This window comes from Kitasatospora sp. NPDC057518 (assembly GCF_042802075.1).
In the GTDB taxonomy this organism is placed as follows: Bacteria; Actinomycetota; Actinomycetes; order Streptomycetales; family Streptomycetaceae; genus Kitasatospora.
In genome coordinates this window covers 28,109-43,903 of the sequence record NZ_JBHVEU010000016.1, presented here as the reverse complement: position 1 = coordinate 43,903, position 15,795 = coordinate 28,109, and the positions used below count along the sequence as shown (strand labels likewise).

Annotated in this window: 15 protein-coding genes; all 15 read left to right on the top strand. The window is 71.6% G+C overall.

Features of this window, described 5'->3' with window-relative positions; all coding sequences use genetic code 11:
- Positions 1 to 351 precede the first annotated feature (351 nt).
- The 15 genes from thrB (at position 352) to ACFU7Z_RS03180 (ending at position 15,670) form a co-directional block, all read left to right on the top strand.
- Positions 352 to 1,290: a homoserine kinase gene (gene thrB, locus ACFU7Z_RS03250; RefSeq protein ID WP_049655887.1), complete on the top strand. Its 939-nt coding sequence runs from the start codon at positions 352 to 354 to the stop codon at positions 1,288 to 1,290.
- A 602-nt stretch (positions 1,291 to 1,892) separates the two neighbouring features.
- Entirely contained in the window at positions 1,893 to 3,995 is a 2,103-nt protein-coding gene (gene rho / locus ACFU7Z_RS03245) for a transcription termination factor Rho (protein ID WP_181970680.1), read from the top strand.
- A gap of 140 nt (positions 3,996 to 4,135) precedes the next feature.
- Entirely contained in the window at positions 4,136 to 5,248 is a 1,113-nt protein-coding gene (locus tag ACFU7Z_RS03240; RefSeq protein WP_380775616.1) for an LCP family protein, read from the top strand.
- A gap of 138 nt (positions 5,249 to 5,386) precedes the next feature.
- Positions 5,387 to 5,608, top strand: coding sequence for a 50S ribosomal protein L31 (gene rpmE, locus ACFU7Z_RS03235; RefSeq protein WP_030057539.1), 222 nt, complete (start codon positions 5,387 to 5,389; stop codon positions 5,606 to 5,608).
- 132 nt (positions 5,609 to 5,740) lie between these two features.
- The gene (gene prfA / locus ACFU7Z_RS03230) at positions 5,741 to 6,820 is read left to right on the top strand and encodes a peptide chain release factor 1 (protein WP_049658075.1); all 1,080 of its coding nucleotides are present in this window, start codon (positions 5,741 to 5,743) and stop codon (positions 6,818 to 6,820) included.
- Positions 6,821 to 6,883: 63 nt separating this feature from the next.
- A complete protein-coding gene (prmC, locus tag ACFU7Z_RS03225) occupies positions 6,884 to 7,750 on the top strand; it encodes a peptide chain release factor N(5)-glutamine methyltransferase (RefSeq protein ID WP_049658073.1) in 867 nt (288 codons plus the stop codon).
- Between the two features lie 158 nt (positions 7,751 to 7,908).
- The gene (locus ACFU7Z_RS03220) at positions 7,909 to 8,556 is read left to right on the top strand and encodes an L-threonylcarbamoyladenylate synthase (protein ID WP_049658072.1); all 648 of its coding nucleotides are present in this window, start codon (positions 7,909 to 7,911) and stop codon (positions 8,554 to 8,556) included.
- 14 nt (positions 8,557 to 8,570) lie between these two features.
- A complete protein-coding gene (locus ACFU7Z_RS03215; protein ID WP_369808349.1) occupies positions 8,571 to 9,230 on the top strand; it encodes a protein-tyrosine-phosphatase in 660 nt (219 codons plus the stop codon).
- A 118-nt stretch (positions 9,231 to 9,348) separates the two neighbouring features.
- The gene (gene glyA / locus ACFU7Z_RS03210; RefSeq protein ID WP_049651808.1) at positions 9,349 to 10,629 is read left to right on the top strand and encodes a serine hydroxymethyltransferase; all 1,281 of its coding nucleotides are present in this window, start codon (positions 9,349 to 9,351) and stop codon (positions 10,627 to 10,629) included.
- 172 nt (positions 10,630 to 10,801) lie between these two features.
- Positions 10,802 to 12,091, top strand: coding sequence for an MraY family glycosyltransferase (locus tag ACFU7Z_RS03205; protein ID WP_049651812.1), 1,290 nt, complete (start codon positions 10,802 to 10,804; stop codon positions 12,089 to 12,091).
- Positions 12,092 to 12,387: 296 nt separating this feature from the next.
- Complete coding sequence (locus ACFU7Z_RS03200; RefSeq protein WP_049651807.1) at positions 12,388 to 12,831, top strand: hypothetical protein; 444 nt, start codon at positions 12,388 to 12,390, stop codon at positions 12,829 to 12,831.
- 285 nt (positions 12,832 to 13,116) lie between these two features.
- Positions 13,117 to 13,929: a F0F1 ATP synthase subunit A gene (atpB, locus tag ACFU7Z_RS03195; protein WP_049651806.1), complete on the top strand. Its 813-nt coding sequence runs from the start codon at positions 13,117 to 13,119 to the stop codon at positions 13,927 to 13,929.
- Positions 13,930 to 14,025: 96 nt separating this feature from the next.
- Entirely contained in the window at positions 14,026 to 14,262 is a 237-nt protein-coding gene (gene atpE / locus ACFU7Z_RS03190; RefSeq protein WP_031074289.1) for an ATP synthase F0 subunit C, read from the top strand.
- 35 nt (positions 14,263 to 14,297) lie between these two features.
- On the top strand, positions 14,298 to 14,858 hold the full coding sequence (locus ACFU7Z_RS03185; RefSeq protein ID WP_107086439.1) for a F0F1 ATP synthase subunit B: 561 nt from the start codon (positions 14,298 to 14,300) through the stop codon (positions 14,856 to 14,858).
- Entirely contained in the window at positions 14,855 to 15,670 is an 816-nt protein-coding gene (locus ACFU7Z_RS03180) for a F0F1 ATP synthase subunit delta (protein ID WP_049651805.1), read from the top strand. The genes ACFU7Z_RS03185 and ACFU7Z_RS03180 overlap by 4 nt, the downstream gene beginning before the upstream one ends.
- Positions 15,671 to 15,795 lie beyond the last annotated feature (125 nt).

Genomic DNA, 15,795 nt, shown 5'->3' with positions numbered 1-15,795 from the left:
GTATAAGAGACAGCCCTTTCGAGGGTCGGCCCGTCGGAGTTCCCCCCTGACACTTTTGTGTCCATTGGGTTCCGCATTGCGATCCTTTTCCACCCCTCCCGTCGACGGGGAGGGGTGAGCATTTCCGGCCAGAACGGCAACACACCAGATCGAAGGCCCACGGGGTGTACCGCTCGGGAACCTCTCTTCGATACTCTGGCTTCGGCCGTGTGGCACATGCCCCGGGCCCGGCGGGTCCGGGCCGCGCCGACACCGCGACCGCCCGCCCCCCGGAGGGGCCGCGGTCCGTTCCCACCCTCGCACCGACGACGCGCTCCGCGCCGCCCGATTTACCCCAGGAGAGTCCACCGTATGGCCGGTCCCGCGTTCCGTGCCGCCGCCGTCCGGGTCAGGGTTCCCGCGACCAGCGCCAACCTCGGCCCGGGCTTCGACGCCTTCGGGCTCGCGCTGGGTCTGTACGACGACGTGGTCGTCCGGGTCGCCGACTCCGGCCTCTCCGTCGACATCGCCGGTGAGGGCGCCGAGACGCTGCCGCGCGACGAGCGCCACCTGCTGGTCCGCTCGATGCGCGCCGCCTTCGACCGGCTCGGCGGCCAGCCCCGCGGCCTCGAAGTGGTCTGCGCCAACCGGATACCGCACGGCCGCGGCCTCGGCTCCTCCTCGGCCGCCATCTGCGCCGGCATCGTGGCCGCCCGCGCGGTGACCATCGGCGGCCGGTCCGCGCTGGACGACGACGCGCTGCTGGCCCTCGCCTCCGAGCTGGAGGGCCACCCCGACAACGTCGCGGCCTGCCTGCGCGGCAACTTCACCATCGCCTGGACCGACGAGGAGTCGGCCAAGGCGGTCGTGCTGGAGCCGTCCGAGCAGGTCGTCCCGGTGGTGTTCGTGCCGGCCGGCGAGGTGCTCACCGAGACCGCGCGCGGACTGCTGCCGAAGACCGTCCCGCTGGCCGACGCGGCCGTCAACGCGGGCCGTTCCGCACTGCTGGTGGAGGCGCTGACCAGGCGCCCCGAACTGCTCCTCGCCGCCACCGAGGACCGGCTGCACCAGGACTACCGCGCCTCCGCCATGCCGGACAGCGCCGCGCTGGTCGGCGCCCTGCGCGCCGAGGGCTTCCCCGCGGTCGTCTCCGGCGCCGGTCCGACCGTCCTGGCCCTCACCGACGAGGCGGGCGCCGACAAGGTGCTCTCCTTCGCCGGACACCACGGCCACGGCGGCGACCCGGCGTTCGCCGCGCACCGGCTGGACGTCGACCGCACCGGGGCCGTCGTGCTCCCGCTGGACGTCTGAGCAGCCCGAACGGGCCGCTCGGGACCCGGCACCGGCACCCTGCCGAGCCGGGTCCGACGGACACGATTGGCAAGCGCAAGGCTGGGGAATGTCTGAGGGGGTCGGTAGTGTTAACCTCATTGCTGCACCAGGTGCCCTCCGGGGCTAGGTGCGCCGCGTCCCGATCCCAGCGCTCCACGGCAGTGGAGTCCCGGCGATGCACGGGGCGACGATTCTCCGGGAGCCCACCGCAGCGCGTACGCAGCCTGCCTGCGCGACATGCGGCCGCATCCCGAAGCCGTGACGGCACCTGACTCCCACCCGCAGCCTCCCACCTGAGGCCAGGACGGGCGGAGCACGGGCCACCGTCACGCGACGGGGGCCCGGGATTCGCAGGAAGCGTGGGGGTTACGCCCTCAGGGGAGGTCGACACACGACCGGCCCACGCGCCACTCAGCACCACCGTGCTTCACGCACCGCACCTCGCACGTAACCCTCTCTCGACAGGCTCCCGCCATTCGAGGGATCACCGCCTCGGACCGACGCAGTCGAGCGTTGGTCAGGACAGCACAACCGGTCGCCGAGCCAGACAGGCCGACGTCCGCTCCAGGGAAGGACCCTTAGTGAGCGACTCCACCGATCTGATGGGCGCGCGCCCGGACGCAGAGGCGTCGGACGCAGCCGCCGCCCCCGCTGCTCCGGCGCGGCGCCGCCGCAGTGCCGCCGCGGGCCTGGACGGCATGGTCCTGGCCGAGCTCCAGAAGCTCGCCGCGGACCTTGGCATCACCGGTACCGGACGCATGCGCAAGAGCCAGCTGATCGAGACCATCAAGGAGAAGAGCGGCGGGGACCCGCTGCTCGCCGCCGGCGGCACCGCCCCGGCCGCCAAGCGCACCGCCGCCAAGGCGGACGCCGAGGCCCCGGCCGAGAAGCCGGCCCGCCGCACCAAGGCCGCCGCCGCCAAGGCCGAGGCCCCGGCCGCCGCCGAGCCGCAGGCCCAGATCGAGATCCCGGTCCAGGCCGCCGCGGAGACCGCCGCGCCCGCCCGTACCGAGCGCACCCGCCGCCGGGCCACCTCGGCCGCCGGCGCGCCCGTCGCCCCGGTCGCCGAGGCCGCCGCCGAGCCCGCCACCGTCGCGGTCGCCGAGCCGAAGCAGGCCGAGGCCCGCCCGGCCGAGACCCGCGGCTTCGAGGGCCGCGAGGACGGCCGCGAGTCGCGTCGTGACCGCCGTGAGCGCCGTGACCGCCGCGAGGGCACCGAGCGCACCGAGCGCACCGACCGCCAGGAGGGCGGCGAGGCCCAGGACGGCGACAGCCGCGAGTCGCGCCGCGACCGCCGCAACCGCCGCGAGCGCGCCGACCGCCAGCCCCAGCAGGGCGGCGGCCAGCAGCAGGGCGGCCAGGCCGAGCAGCAGGGCCGTCAGGGCCAGCAGACCCAGCAGCCGCAGGCCCAGCAGCAGGGCGGCTACGAGGACGACGAGTTCGGCGAGGGCCGCCGCGGCCGGCGCGGGCGCTACCGCGACCGCCGCGGCCGTCGTGGCCGTGACGGCTTCGAGGCCGCCGGCGTGGCCGAGCCGCAGGTCGGCGAGGACGACGTCCTGATCCCGGTCGCGGGCATCCTCGACATCCTCGACAACTACGCGTTCGTGCGCACCTCCGGCTACCTGCCGGGCCAGAACGACGTCTACGTCTCGCTCGCCCAGGTCCGCAAGAACGGCCTGCGCAAGGGTGACGCCATCACCGGTGCGGTGCGCCAGCCGCGCGAGGGCGAGCGCCGCGAGAAGTTCAACGCCATGGTGCGCCTGGACTCCGTCAACGGCATGGACCCGGAGAGCGGCCGCGGCCGCCCCGAGTTCAACAAGCTCACCCCGCTCTACCCGCAGGAGCGGCTGCGCCTGGAGACCGACCCGGGCGTGCTGACCACCCGGATCATCGACCTGGTGTCGCCGATCGGCAAGGGCCAGCGCGGTCTGATCGTCGCGCCGCCGAAGACCGGCAAGACCATGGTGCTCCAGGCGGTCGCCAACGCGATCACCCACAACAACCCCGAGTGCCACCTGATGGTCGTCCTGGTCGACGAGCGTCCGGAAGAGGTCACCGACATGCAGCGGTCGGTGAAGGGCGAGGTCATCTCCTCGACCTTCGACCGCCCGGCCGAGGACCACACCACCGTCGCCGAGCTGGCCATCGAGCGGGCCAAGCGCCTGGTGGAGCTGGGCCACGACGTGGTCATCCTGCTGGACTCGATCACCCGCCTCGGCCGCGCCTACAACCTGGCGGCGCCGGCCTCCGGCCGCATCCTGTCCGGTGGTGTCGACTCGACCGCGCTGTACCCGCCGAAGAAGTTCTTCGGTGCCGCGCGCAACATCGAGAACGGCGGCTCGCTGACCATCCTGGCCACCGCGCTGGTCGAGACCGGCTCGCGCATGGACGAGGTGATCTTCGAGGAGTTCAAGGGCACCGGCAACATGGAGCTCAAGCTCGACCGGAAGCTCTCGGACAAGCGCATCTTCCCGGCCGTCGACGTGGACGCCTCCAGCACCCGCAAGGAGGAGATCCTGCTCGGCAGCGAGGAGTTGGCCATCGTCTGGAAGCTCCGCCGGGTGCTGCACGCGCTCGACTCGCAGCAGGCGATCGAGCTGCTCCTGGACAAGATGAAGCAGACCAAGAGCAACGCCGAGTTCCTGATGCAGATCGCCAAGACCACCCCCGGCTCCGGCGACTGACCGTAGCCGGACGGCTGTCGAAGCACGGAACCCCGGATCGCGCGAGCGGTCCGGGGTTCCGTGCGTCCTGGCCGCTTTGTTCCAGAGTCGGGACACCTTGGGGGCGTTTGGATCATGTTGTCCGATTTACTCTGGACCGTATGGCCGAGCACAAGAGGGTCCTGAGTCGCCGCCGCAGAATCCTGCGGACGGCCGCCTGCGCGTTCGCCGCGCTCGTCGTCCTCGGCGCCGGCGCGGGCCTCTTCGCCTACTTCAGGCTCAACGGGAACATCACCAGCGTCGACATCGACGCCCGGCTCGGCGACGCCCGGCCGCCGGCCGCCACCGACGGCTCCTTCAACATCCTGGTGCTCGGCTCCGATTCGCGGGCCGGCGACAACGGTTCGGTCGCCGGCGGGGACACCGGCGGCACCGCCCGCTCGGACACCGCGATGGTGGTGCACGTCAACCAGGCCCACTCCGGCGCCCAGATCGTCTCGATCCCGCGCGACACCCTGGTCGCCCGCCCCGACTGCGTCGACGCGAACGGCAAGCCGGTGCCCGGCGCCAAGCGCGCGATGTACAACAGCGCCTTCGAGAGCGGCGGCGCGGCCTGCGCGGTCAAGACCACCGAGCAGCTCACCGGGCTGCGGATGGACCACTACCTGCAGGTCGACTTCGCCGGCTTCGCCCGGGTCGTGGACGCGATAGGCGGGGCCACCGTGACCACCACGGTGGCCATCCACGACAAGGACAGCGGGCTCGACCTGCCGCCCGGCGAGCACCACCTGGACGGACAGCAGGCGCTGGCCTTCGTGCGCACCCGGCACGGCGTCGGCGACGGCAGCGACCTCGGCCGGATCGAGCTCCAGAAGCAGATGGTGAAGTCGCTGCTGCAGCAGGTCGGGGGGAGCGGGATGCTCACCAACCCGGTCAAGCTGTGGTCGGTCGGCGACACGGTGACCAGGAGCATCACCACCGACTCCGCGCTCGGCTCGGTGAACTCGCTGGTGGGGCTCGCCCAGGAGCTCAAGGGGATAGGCCCGGACCAGCTGAGCATGGTCACCCTGCCGGTGGAGACGGCCCCCAGTGACCCGAACCGGGTGGTCCCGCTGCAGCCGCAGGCGGGGCAGGTCTGGGCGGCGCTCAAGGCCGACCAGCCGTTCCCCTTCGCGATCGTCTCCGAACAGCCGGAGAACCCCGCCCAGGCGGCCCCCACGGCCCCCGCGCCGGCCGCGGGGAAGCCGTCCGCGAAGGCCACCGCCACCCGCTGAGGGGGGTCCGGAATATCCCGGAACGCGACCCGGTTTGGGAAGATGCGGCCGGTCCTGGCAGACTGGTCCGTCGGTCCCGGTTCACGTGCGGCGCCCCAGCCGCCGACCCGGTACCCTCCCGAAACCTAGGAGAACCCCTTGAAGCCCAACGTTCACCCCGAGTACGTGGTCACGCGCGTGACCTGCACCTGCGGCGCCGAGTTCACCACCCGCTCGACCGAGACCAGTGGCGAGATCCGCGCCGAGGTCTGCTCGCAGTGCCACCCGTTCTACACCGGCAAGCAGAAGATCCTCGACACCGGTGGCCGCGTGGCCCGCTTCGAGGCCCGCTTCGGCAAGCAGCACAGCGCGAAGGCCTAGCGCTCCCTCGGCGCCGGTTCCCGGTGCCCCCGTACTCGTTGTCGGGGGCGCTGGGGGCCGGCGCCGTTCGCGTCCCCCCGCGAATTCCCCACCCCCCACACGTTTCCGAGTCACCGGGAAGAAGGCCACCCCATGTTCGAGGCAGTCGAAGAGCTCCTCGTCGAGCACGCCGACCTCGAGACGAGGCTGGCCGACCCGTCCGTCCACGCCGACCAGGCCAACGCCCGCAAGCTGGCCAAGCGGTACGCCGAGCTGACCCCGATCACCCGGGTCTACCGGCAGTGGCGGCAGGCCGGCGAGGACATCGAGGCCGCGCGCGAACTCGCCGCGGAGGACCCGGAGTTCATCGCCGAGGCGAAGGCCTCCGAGGCCCGCAGGGACGAGCTCACCGAGGAGCTGCGGCTGCTGCTGGTGCCGCGCGACCCGAGTGACGACAAGGACGTCATCCTGGAGATCAAGGCGGGCGAGGGCGGCGAGGAGTCCGCGCTGTTCGCCGGCGACCTGCTCCGGATGTACCTGCGCTACGCGGAGCGGATCGGCTGGAAGACCGAGATCATCGACTCCAACGAGTCCGACCTCGGCGGCTACAAGGACGTCTCGGTGGCCGTGAAGACCAAGGGCAACGCCGAGCCCGGCCAGGGCGTCTGGGCCCGGCTGAAGTACGAGGGCGGCGTGCACCGCGTGCAGCGCGTCCCCGCCACCGAGTCCCAGGGCCGCATCCACACCTCCGCGGCGGGCGTGCTGGTCACCCCCGAGGCGGAGGAGGTCGAGGTCGAGATCGTCGCCAACGACCTGCGGATCGACGTCTACCGCTCCTCCGGCCCCGGCGGCCAGTCGGTCAACACCACCGACTCCGCGGTCCGGATCACCCACCTGCCGACCGGTATCGTGGCGTCCTGCCAGAACGAGAAGAGCCAGCTCCAGAACAAGGAGCAGGCGATGCGCATCCTGCGTTCGCGGCTGCTGGCCGCCGCGCAGGAGGAGGCCGAGCGGGAGGCCTCGGACGCGCGCCGCAGCCAGGTCCGTACGGTCGACCGCTCGGAGCGGATCCGCACGTACAACTACCCCGAGAACCGCATCTCGGACCACCGCACCGGATTCAAGGCGTACAACCTGGACCAGGTCCTGGACGGCGAACTGAACGCGGTGATCCAGTCCTGCGTCGACAAGGACGCGGAGGCCAAGCTCGCCGCCGCGGCCCAAGAGAACTGAGACCGGCGCGCCCCAGCCCGCGCTTCGCCCGAAGCCGGAGCGCAGAAACAAGAGGTCGTACGGATGAACCTGCTGCTCGCCGAGGTGGCCCAGGCCACCCAGCGGTTGGCCGCGGCCGGCGTGCCGTCGCCGCGCTTCGACGCGGAGGAGCTCGCCGCCTACGTCCACCGCGTCAAGCGCAGCCAGCTGCACACGGTGAAGGACGCCGACTTCGACGCCCGCTACTGGGAGGCGGTCTCCCGCCGCGAGGCGCGCGAGCCGCTCCAGCACATCACCGGGCGGGCGTTCTTCCGCTACCTCGAACTGGAGGTCGGCCCCGGGGTGTTCGTGCCCCGGCCGGAGACCGAGACGGTCGTCGAGTGGGCGATAGACGCGGTGCGCGACATGGACGTGGCCGAGCCGCTGGTGGTGGACCTGTGCTCCGGCTCCGGCGCGATCGCCCTCGCCCTGGCCCAGGAACTGCCGCGCTCCACCGTGCACGCCTTCGAACTGGACGAGGGGGCGCTGGAGTACACCCGGCGCAACATCGAGGCCAGCCCGGACCGCGCCCGGGTCACCCTGCACGCCGGTGACGCCACCAAGGCCTTCGAGGACGACCGCTCCTGGGACGGCCGCTTCGACCTGGTCATCTCCAACCCGCCGTACATCCCGCTCACCGAGTGGGAGTACGTCGCGCCGGAGGCCCGCGACCACGACCCGCAGATGTCCCTGTTCTCCGGCGAGGACGGCCTGGACACCATCCGCGGCATCGAGCGGGTCGCGGCCCGACTGCTGCGCCCGGGCGGCGCGGTGGTGATCGAGCACGCCGACCAGCAGGGCGGCCAGGTGCCGTGGATCTTCAACGAGGAACACGGCTGGACGGACACCGCCGACCACCGCGACCTGAACAACCGGCCCCGCTTCACGACCGCCCGGAGGGTCGGGTCGTGAACAGTCGGGCACAGGACGACCGCCCGGAGGGTCGGGTCGTGACCAGTCGGGCACAGGACGACGGCCCGGAGGGTCGGGTCGTGACCACCGAGCACCGTACGACGGCGCGCAAGGCTGCGCTGTAACGCCATGAGCCACTCCGGAAGGGGACCGCACCGATGAGCCGCCGTTACGACTGTGCCGATGCCGGGGACCGCGCCACCGGTCTGCGCGAGGCCGCCTCGGCCATCCGCCGCGGCGAACTCGTCGTGCTGCCCACCGACACCCTGTACGGGGTCGGTGCGGACGCCTTCTCCCCGGAGGCGGTCGGCGAGCTGATGGCCGCCCGCGGCCGCGGCCGCAACACGCCCTCGCCGGTGCTGGTCGGCTCGCCGACCACCCTGCACGGCCTGGTCACCGACTTCTCCGAGCAGGCCTGGGAGCTGGTCGACGCCTTCTGGCCGGGCGGGCTCACCCTGGTCGCCCGGCACCAGCCCTCACTGCGCTGGGACCTCGGCGACACCCGCGGCACCGTCGCGGTCCGGATGCCGCTGCACCCGGTCGCCATCGAGCTGCTGAACAGCACCGGCCCGCTGGCCGTCTCCAGTGCCAACCGGATCGGCGGGGTCTCCCCGCTGACCTGTGACGAGGCACAGGCCCAGCTCGGCGACGCGGTCTCGGTCTACCTGGACGGCGGGGCGGCCGAGGACTCCGCCACCTCGTCGATCGTGGACGTCACCGGCAAGGTCCCGGTCCTGCTGCGGGCCGGTGCGATCAGCGTCGAGCAGCTGAGGGAGGTCGTCCCCGACCTGGAGGCCGGCAGTTGACGCCCACCGCCTCGCTGCACGCCGGGCCGGGCATAGCGCCGTACCTGAGCGTGGGCCCCAGGCCGCTGGACCACTTCCGGATCCTGTTCGTCTGCACGGGGAACATCTGCCGCTCGCCGATCGCCGAGCGGCTGACCCGGCGTGAGCTGGACACCCGGCTGAGCCCCCGGGTGGCCGGCCGGATCCTGGTGGAGAGCGCCGGCACCTGGGGCCACGAGGGCGCGCCGATGGAGGACCACGCCGCGACCGTGCTCGACGAGTACGGCGCCGACAGCGGCGGCTTCACCGGCCGAGAGCTGCTGGACGAGCACGTGGTCGAGGCCGACCTGGTGCTCACGGCGACGCTGGACCACCGCGCCCAGGTGATCTCGATGGGCCACGAGGCGGGGCTGCGCACCTTCACGCTGAAGGAGTTCACCCGCCTGGTGCGGACGATAGACCCGGGCACCCTGCCGGACCCGAGGCGCGGCGCCGACGTCACCGAGCGGGCCCGCGCGCTGGTCCGGGCCGCCGCCGCGCTGCGCGGCTGGCTGCTGGCCGCCACGCCGGAGTCGGACGAGGTGGACGACCCGTACGGGGCGCCGATCGGCATGTTCCGCAACTGCGGCGAGGAGATATTCCACGCGGTCGACCCGGTGGTCACCGCGCTGACCGGCGTCCCCGCGCCGCGCTGACGGGCCGGGCCCGGGCAGGGCGCCGCACGGGGCCGTTCGGCCGCGGCCCGGCGGGCCGGGTGGCGGGAGCGGTCCTACGCTGGGTGACACAGTCCCCGCAGCGCCCGGGAGCCCCGCCATGACCGTCACCGATGCCGCGTCCGGCCCGACCGCCACGACCGGGCGCCCCTGGGCGTCCGAGGCGCTGCACCGGGCCGATCCGCAGCTGGCCGACCTGCTGGCCGCGGAGGCCGAGCGGCGCGCCGAGACGATCCAGCTGCTGGCGGGGGAGAACCTGACCACCCCCGCCGTCCTGGCGGCGCTCACCGGCCCGCTGATCGACAAGTACGCCGAGGGCTACCCGGGCCGCCGGCACCACACCGGCTGCGCGCTGGCGGACGCCGCCGAGCTGCTGGCGATCGACCGGGCCCGCGAGCTGTTCGCCGCCCCGCACGCCAACGTCCAGCCGCGGTCGGCGACTTCGGCGATGCTGGCGGCGTACGCGGCGCTGCTGCGGCCCGGCGACGGGGTGCTGGCGATGTCGCTGGAGCACGGCGGCCACCTCAGCTGCGGCTCGCGCGCCAACTTCTCCGGGCGCTGGTTCGACTTCACCGGCTACGGCGTGCGCGAGTCCGACGGGCTGATCGACCTCGACCAGGTCCGCGACCTGGCCCGGCAGCACCGCCCCAAGGCCATCGTGGCGGGTTCGATCTCGCACCCCCGGCACCCGGACTGGGCGGCGTTCCGCGAGATCGCCGACGAGGTGGACGCCTACCTGATCGCCTCCGCCGCGCAGACCACCGGGCTGATCGCGGCCGGGGTGGCGCCCTCCCCGGTGCCGTACGCGGACGTCACGGTGGCGGCCACCCACAAGCTGCTGCGCGGCCCGCGCGGCGGGCTGCTGCTGTGCACCGCGGAGCTGGCCGAGCGGATCGACCGGGCGGTGTTCCCGTTCAGCCAGGGCGGCGCGGCGATGAACGAGGTGGCCGGCAAGGCGGTGGCCCTCGCGGAGGCCTCGAAGCCCGCGTACCGGGCGTACGCGGAGCGGACGGTGTCCGGGGCGCGGGCGCTCGCCGCGGGGCTCGCAGAGGCCGGAATGCGCCCCCTGACGGGCGGTACCGACACCCATCTGGTGACCGCCGACGTGAGCCCGCTCGGCGTGACCGGCGCGGAGGCCGAGCGGCGCTGCGCGGCGGCCGGGCTGCTGCTCGGCAAGTGCGCGCTGCCGTACGACCCGGCGCCGGCCGCCGAGACCTCCGGCATCCGGCTGGGCACGGGCACGGTCACCAGCCAGGGGATGGGGGAGCCGGAGCTGGCGGAGATCGCCGGGCTGATCGCGCGGGTGCTCGCCGGGGACGCGGTCGTCCCGGCCGCGGCGCGGGTCCGGGAGCTGGCGGCGGCCTTCGCCGACCGGGCCTGACGGCGGCCTTCCGCGGGTATCCGGATCTCCTACCCGGGAGGGCGAACCGCGATGCACGGTCCGGGCGTCCGACTCAATAAGGTGTGTGCCGTGGCGACGCACCTCGAACCCCGGGAAGGCAGGGGAGTACCTTCGGTACTTCCCCGTTCGACAGTGATGCAGGAGGCCAGTGGTGCGTGAGTATCTGCTGGTGCTGTTCTGCACCGCCGCCGTCACCTACCTGTTGACGGGCCCGGTCCGGAAGTTCGCCATCGCGGCCGGCGCCATGCCGCCGGTGCGCGCCCGCGACGTGCACCGCGAACCCACGCCGCGGCTCGGCGGCATCGCGATGTTCGGCGGACTGTGCGCGGGCATCCTGGTCGCCTCGCAGCTGGACAACCTGAGCAAGGTGTTCTCCCAGGGCACCGACATCCGCGCGCTGCTCTCCGGGGCCGGGATCATGTTCCTGCTCGGGGTGCTCGACGACAAGTGGGGCGTGGACGCGCTGGTGAAGCTCGGCGGCCAGATGATCGCCGCCGGCGTGATGGTCTGGCAGGGCGTCACGGTGATCACCCTCCCGGTGCCCGGTGTCGGCCCGGTCGCGGTGAGCCCGACCCAGGGCATGGTCATCTCGGTCACCCTGGTCGTCGTCATGGTCAACGCGGTGAACTTCATCGACGGCCTGGACGGCCTGGCCGGCGGCATGGTGTGCATCGCCGCGATGGCCTTCTTCCTGTACAGCTACCGGCTCTGGTACGGCTACACGATCTCCGACGCGGCCCCCGCCGTGCTGTTCAGCGTGCTGCTGATCGGCATGTGCCTGGGCTTCCTGGCGCACAACATGCACCCCGCGCGGATCTTCATGGGCGACTCCGGCTCGATGATGCTGGGCCTGATGCTGGCCGTCGCCGCGATCTCCATCACCGGCCGGGTCGACCCGGACCTGATCAGCAACGAGGCCGGCTCGCAGACCGCCGCCGTGCACGCCCTGGTGCCGATCTACATCCCGCTGCTGCTGCCGCTGACGGTCATCGCGCTGCCGCTGGCCGACCTGCTGCTCGCGGTGGTGCGCCGCACCTGGGCGGGCCAGTCCCCGTTCGCCGCGGACAAGCGCCACCTGCACCACCGGCTGCTCCAGGTGGGGCACTCGCACAGCCGCGCCGTGATGATCATGTACTTCTGGGCCGCGCTGATCGCCTTCGGCTCGGTCGCCTTCTCGGTGACCAACACCGGCCGCACCGTCGTCCTGACGCTCGCCGGGCTCTGCCTGGTCGGCCTGGTGGTGCTGCTCACCCCGCGGTTCCGGCCGCGCGCCCCGCGGGCGGTGCAGTCCTTCGTCCCCCCGCGCTACCGCCGGCAGCAGAGCGGTCCGATGGCTGAACTGTCGGCCAAGGACAAGGAACTCCTGGGTGAAGCCGGGCGGGAGTCCGGCGTGGGCTCCACCGCGGTCGGCTCCCACCCCAAGGCCACCGGCCGCCACTGACAAGGGAGTTGATGCCACGACAGGTGGCCGTCACCCGAACGGCGGAATCGTTGCGCCGTTGGTGTGACAGGTGCCACACATTCATGGTAAAGCTCTCATCAAATAGTTTGTGATACCGTTCACGAGTATCGAGAACACGCCGAAAGACCTGACAGGTGGATGACTTCCGTCCCTGTCGGTCTCCCTCACCGGGCCCGTCGCTCACATGGCGGCCCGCGGCGATGCCTCGGTCCGGTGTCACCCGCCACCGCAGTGCCCGTCCCCCGCCACATCGACATGCCGCCGGAGCTGCCGACATGCCGTCCACCGACGCCCGGATCCTCCGAGGCGCCGCGATTCCCACTGCGGTCGCCGGAATCATCGCCATGGTGATCTCCTTTGCCGTTGCCGGTGGGAAGGGGCTGCTCGGCGCCCTCTTCGGCGCACTCCTCGTGATGGCCTTCTTCAGCTTCGGCCAGGTCGCGCTCGACCGGCTGACCAGGTCGAACCCGCAGATCATGATGGCCGCGGCGCTGCTGGTGTACACCACGCAGATCCTGCTGGTCGGCATCGTGCTCGCGGTCTTCAAGGACACCGAGCTGTTCAACCGGCAGGCCTTCGCGTTCACCCTGCTCGGCTGCGCCCTGATCTGGACGGGCTTCCAGGTGCGCGGTGCGCTCAAGGCCAAAACCTTCTACGTCGACCCCGACGCCTCCGAAAAGAAGGGCGACAAGCCCTCCGACAAGGGGCGTCAACAGTGACGAGGCCCAACTGTCCCCCCAACGAGGGGGGCGGTGTTTATGCCGCACTGACGGGCTGCTATCGTCCGTCGCAACAACGGAGTACGGGAAGAGGCCTGGTCTGTCCGGAGAGCGGACGGATCGCCCCCCTGATCCGCGCAGTCTTCGATGATCCCGCTGTGGTGCCGTGCACCGGCGCGCGGGGTCGGCGAGAAACCCATCAAGTTCCAGTGCCGCTCCGTGGTCGCAGGCCACGCCGACACACCGAGGTTGCCGTAACCATGCGTCACGACGAAGGAGTCCGCGGTGAGTGCTGAACTCACGTCCCTCGCCTCAGGCAGTTGCCACTTCGGGGACGCTGGCTGTGGCTTCCCGGCCCCGGGTCTGAACGAGTTCCAGTTCAAGCCGATCTTCTCGATCGGCAGCATCGAGTTCAACAAGCCGATGCTGCTGTCGATCATCGTCGCGCTCCTGGTCGTCGTGTTCTTCTGGGCCGCCTTCGCCAAGCCGCGCCTCGTCCCCGGCAAGCTGCAGCTGGTCGGTGAGATCGGCTACGACTTCGTCAAGCGCTCCATCGTGCTGGAGACGATCGGCAAGAAGGGCGAGAAGTACGTCCCGATGCTGGTCTCGATGTTCTTCTTCATCTGGTTGATGAACATCATGTCGATCATCCCGTTCGCACAGTTCCCGGTGTCGGCGGCGATCGCGTTCCCGGCCGGCCTCGCTGCGGTCGTGTGGATCACCTACATGACGCTGACCTTCAAGAAGCACGGCTTCGTCGGCGGTCTCAAGAACCTCTGCTGGCCGTCGGGCATTCCCGGCTGGGTCATGTTCATCCTGGTGCCGATCGAGTTCTTCTCGAACATCTTCGTGCGCCCCTTCACGCTCGCGGTCCGAGCCTTCGCGAACATGTTCGCCGGCCACCTGCTGATCGTGATGTTCTCCATCGCCTCCTGGTACCTGCTCAGCCCGTCCCTGGGCGCGCTGTACGGCTCGGCCTCGTTCATCGTGGCCGTCGGCCTGACCGCCTTCGAGCTGCTGGTCCAGTTCCTGCAGGCCTACATCTTCGTGATGCTGGCCAGCAGCTACATCGCCGGTGCCCTGGAAGAGGCGCACTGAGCCCCGGGGCCCCGGCCCCGCCGAGAACCACTTCCCGTCCCGGATCGCCCGGTGGCCAATCACCACCGGTTCACCACCCTGCAAAGGACAACGTCAATGAGCATCCTCGCTGAGGGCACTGTCTACGGTTCCGTCGCCTCCCTGGGCTACGGCCTCGCCGCCATCGGCCCCGGCATCGGCGTCGGTCTGATCTTCGGTAACGGTGTCCAGGCCATGGCCCGCCAGCCCGAGGCTGCCGGTCTCATCCGTTCCAACATGTTCATCGGCTTCGCGCTGACCGAGGCGCTCGCCCTCATCGGCATCGTCATGCCGTTCGTCTTCGGCAACAAGTAATCCCGCCGTAGACCCTTTCTGAGGAAGGTCCAGATATGAGCATGGCGATCGTCCAGCTCGCGGCCGAGGAGAAGATGAACCCTCTCCTCCCCGCGTGGCCCGAGATCATCATCGGCCTGCTCTGCTTCTTCATCGTCTTCGGTCTGCTCGGCAAGAAGCTCCTCCCCAGCATCGAGAAGGTGCTGTCGGAGCGCCGGGACGCGATCGAGGGCGGGATGGAGCGCGCCGAGGCCGCCCAGGTGGAGGCCCAGGCCCTGCTTGAGCAGTACCGCGCCGAGCTCGCCGAGGCGCGCCACGAGGCTGCCCGCATCGTCGAGCAGGCTCGCGAGCAGGGTGCCGCCCAGCTCGCCGAGATGCGCGAGGAGGGCCAGCGCCAGCGCGAGGCCATCGTCGCCGCCGGTCACGCCCAGATCGAGGCGGACAAGAAGCAGGCCACTGCCGCCCTGCGTCAGGACGTGGGCTCGCTGGCCACCCAGCTGGCGTCCCGCATCGTGGGTGAGTCCCTCGAGGACCACACCCGGCAGAGCGGCGTCATCGACCGCTTCCTGGACGAGCTGGAGGCCAAGGCCGCCGTTGCTCAGGGTGCGGCCAAGTGATCGGCGCCAGCCGTGAGGCCCTCGTCGCCGGCCGGCAGAACCTGGAGAGCCTGACCGACTCCACCTCGGTGGACGCGGCCAAGCTCGCCGAGGAGCTCACCGCCGTCACGGCCGTGCTGGACCGCGAGGTGTCGCTGCGCCGCGTCCTGACCGACCCCTCGCGGTCGGGCCAGGACAAGGCCCAGCTGGTCACCTCGCTGCTGACCGGCCAGGTCTCCGGCGAGGCCGTCGACCTGGTCTCCGGCCTGGTCCGCTCCCGCTGGTCGGGCTCGCGCGACCTGGTGGACGCGACCGAGGAGCTCGCCGCCTACGCGGAGATCATCGCCGCGGACAAGGCCGGCGCCCTGGACGACGTCGAGGACGAGCTCTTCCGCTTCGGCCGGGTGGTGAGCGGCTCGCACGAGCTGCGCGCCGCGCTGACCGAGCCGAAGGCCGGTGCCGTCGCGAAGGCCGGGCTGATCGGCAAGCTGCTCGGCGGCCGCGCCAACGCCGGTACCGTCCGGCTGGTCACCGCCCTCGTCAACGTGCCGCGTGGCCGTAGCCTGGAGCAGGGCCTGGAGTCCTACTCGAAGCTCGCCGCCGCGCGCCGCGGCCGCGTGGTGGCCCTGGTCACCACCGCGGTGCCGCTGTCGGACACCCAGAAGGAGCGCCTGTCCGGTGCTCTGGCCCGGATGTACGGCCGCCAGGTCCACCTGAACATCGACGTCGACCCCGAGGTCGTCGGCGGCGTCCGGGTGCAGATCGGCGACGAGATCATCAACGGCACCGTGTCGAGCCGCCTCGAGGGCGCTCGCCAGTCGCTCGAAGGCTGAGCACCCAAGCAGCACATCCGACCCTCGGTCGGGAAACCGGCTCCCCAAGGAGCCGGCACATCGTACGGCCGGTTCGGAAGACCCGGCCGAGAGTCGAATACTTGCGGCCCTCAATGGCGGGCCGA

What these genes read in the sequence shown, in the direction of transcription:
- thrB (WP_049655887.1), top strand. Translation starts at nt 352, where the DNA reads ATGGCCGGTCCCGCGTTCCGTGCCGCCGCCGTCCGGGTCAGGGTTCCC.
- ACFU7Z_RS03240 (WP_380775616.1), top strand. Translation starts at nt 4,136, where the DNA reads ATGGCCGAGCACAAGAGGGTCCTGAGTCGCCGCCGCAGAATCCTGCGG.
- prfA (WP_049658075.1), top strand. Translation starts at nt 5,741, where the DNA reads ATGTTCGAGGCAGTCGAAGAGCTCCTCGTCGAGCACGCCGACCTCGAG.
- prmC (WP_049658073.1), top strand. Translation starts at nt 6,884, where the DNA reads ATGAACCTGCTGCTCGCCGAGGTGGCCCAGGCCACCCAGCGGTTGGCC.
- ACFU7Z_RS03220 (WP_049658072.1), top strand. Translation starts at nt 7,909, where the DNA reads ATGAGCCGCCGTTACGACTGTGCCGATGCCGGGGACCGCGCCACCGGT.
- glyA (WP_049651808.1), top strand. Translation starts at nt 9,349, where the DNA reads ATGACCGTCACCGATGCCGCGTCCGGCCCGACCGCCACGACCGGGCGC.
- ACFU7Z_RS03200 (WP_049651807.1), top strand. Translation starts at nt 12,388, where the DNA reads ATGCCGTCCACCGACGCCCGGATCCTCCGAGGCGCCGCGATTCCCACT.
- atpE (WP_031074289.1), top strand. Translation starts at nt 14,026, where the DNA reads ATGAGCATCCTCGCTGAGGGCACTGTCTACGGTTCCGTCGCCTCCCTG.
- ACFU7Z_RS03185 (WP_107086439.1), top strand. Translation starts at nt 14,298, where the DNA reads ATGAGCATGGCGATCGTCCAGCTCGCGGCCGAGGAGAAGATGAACCCT.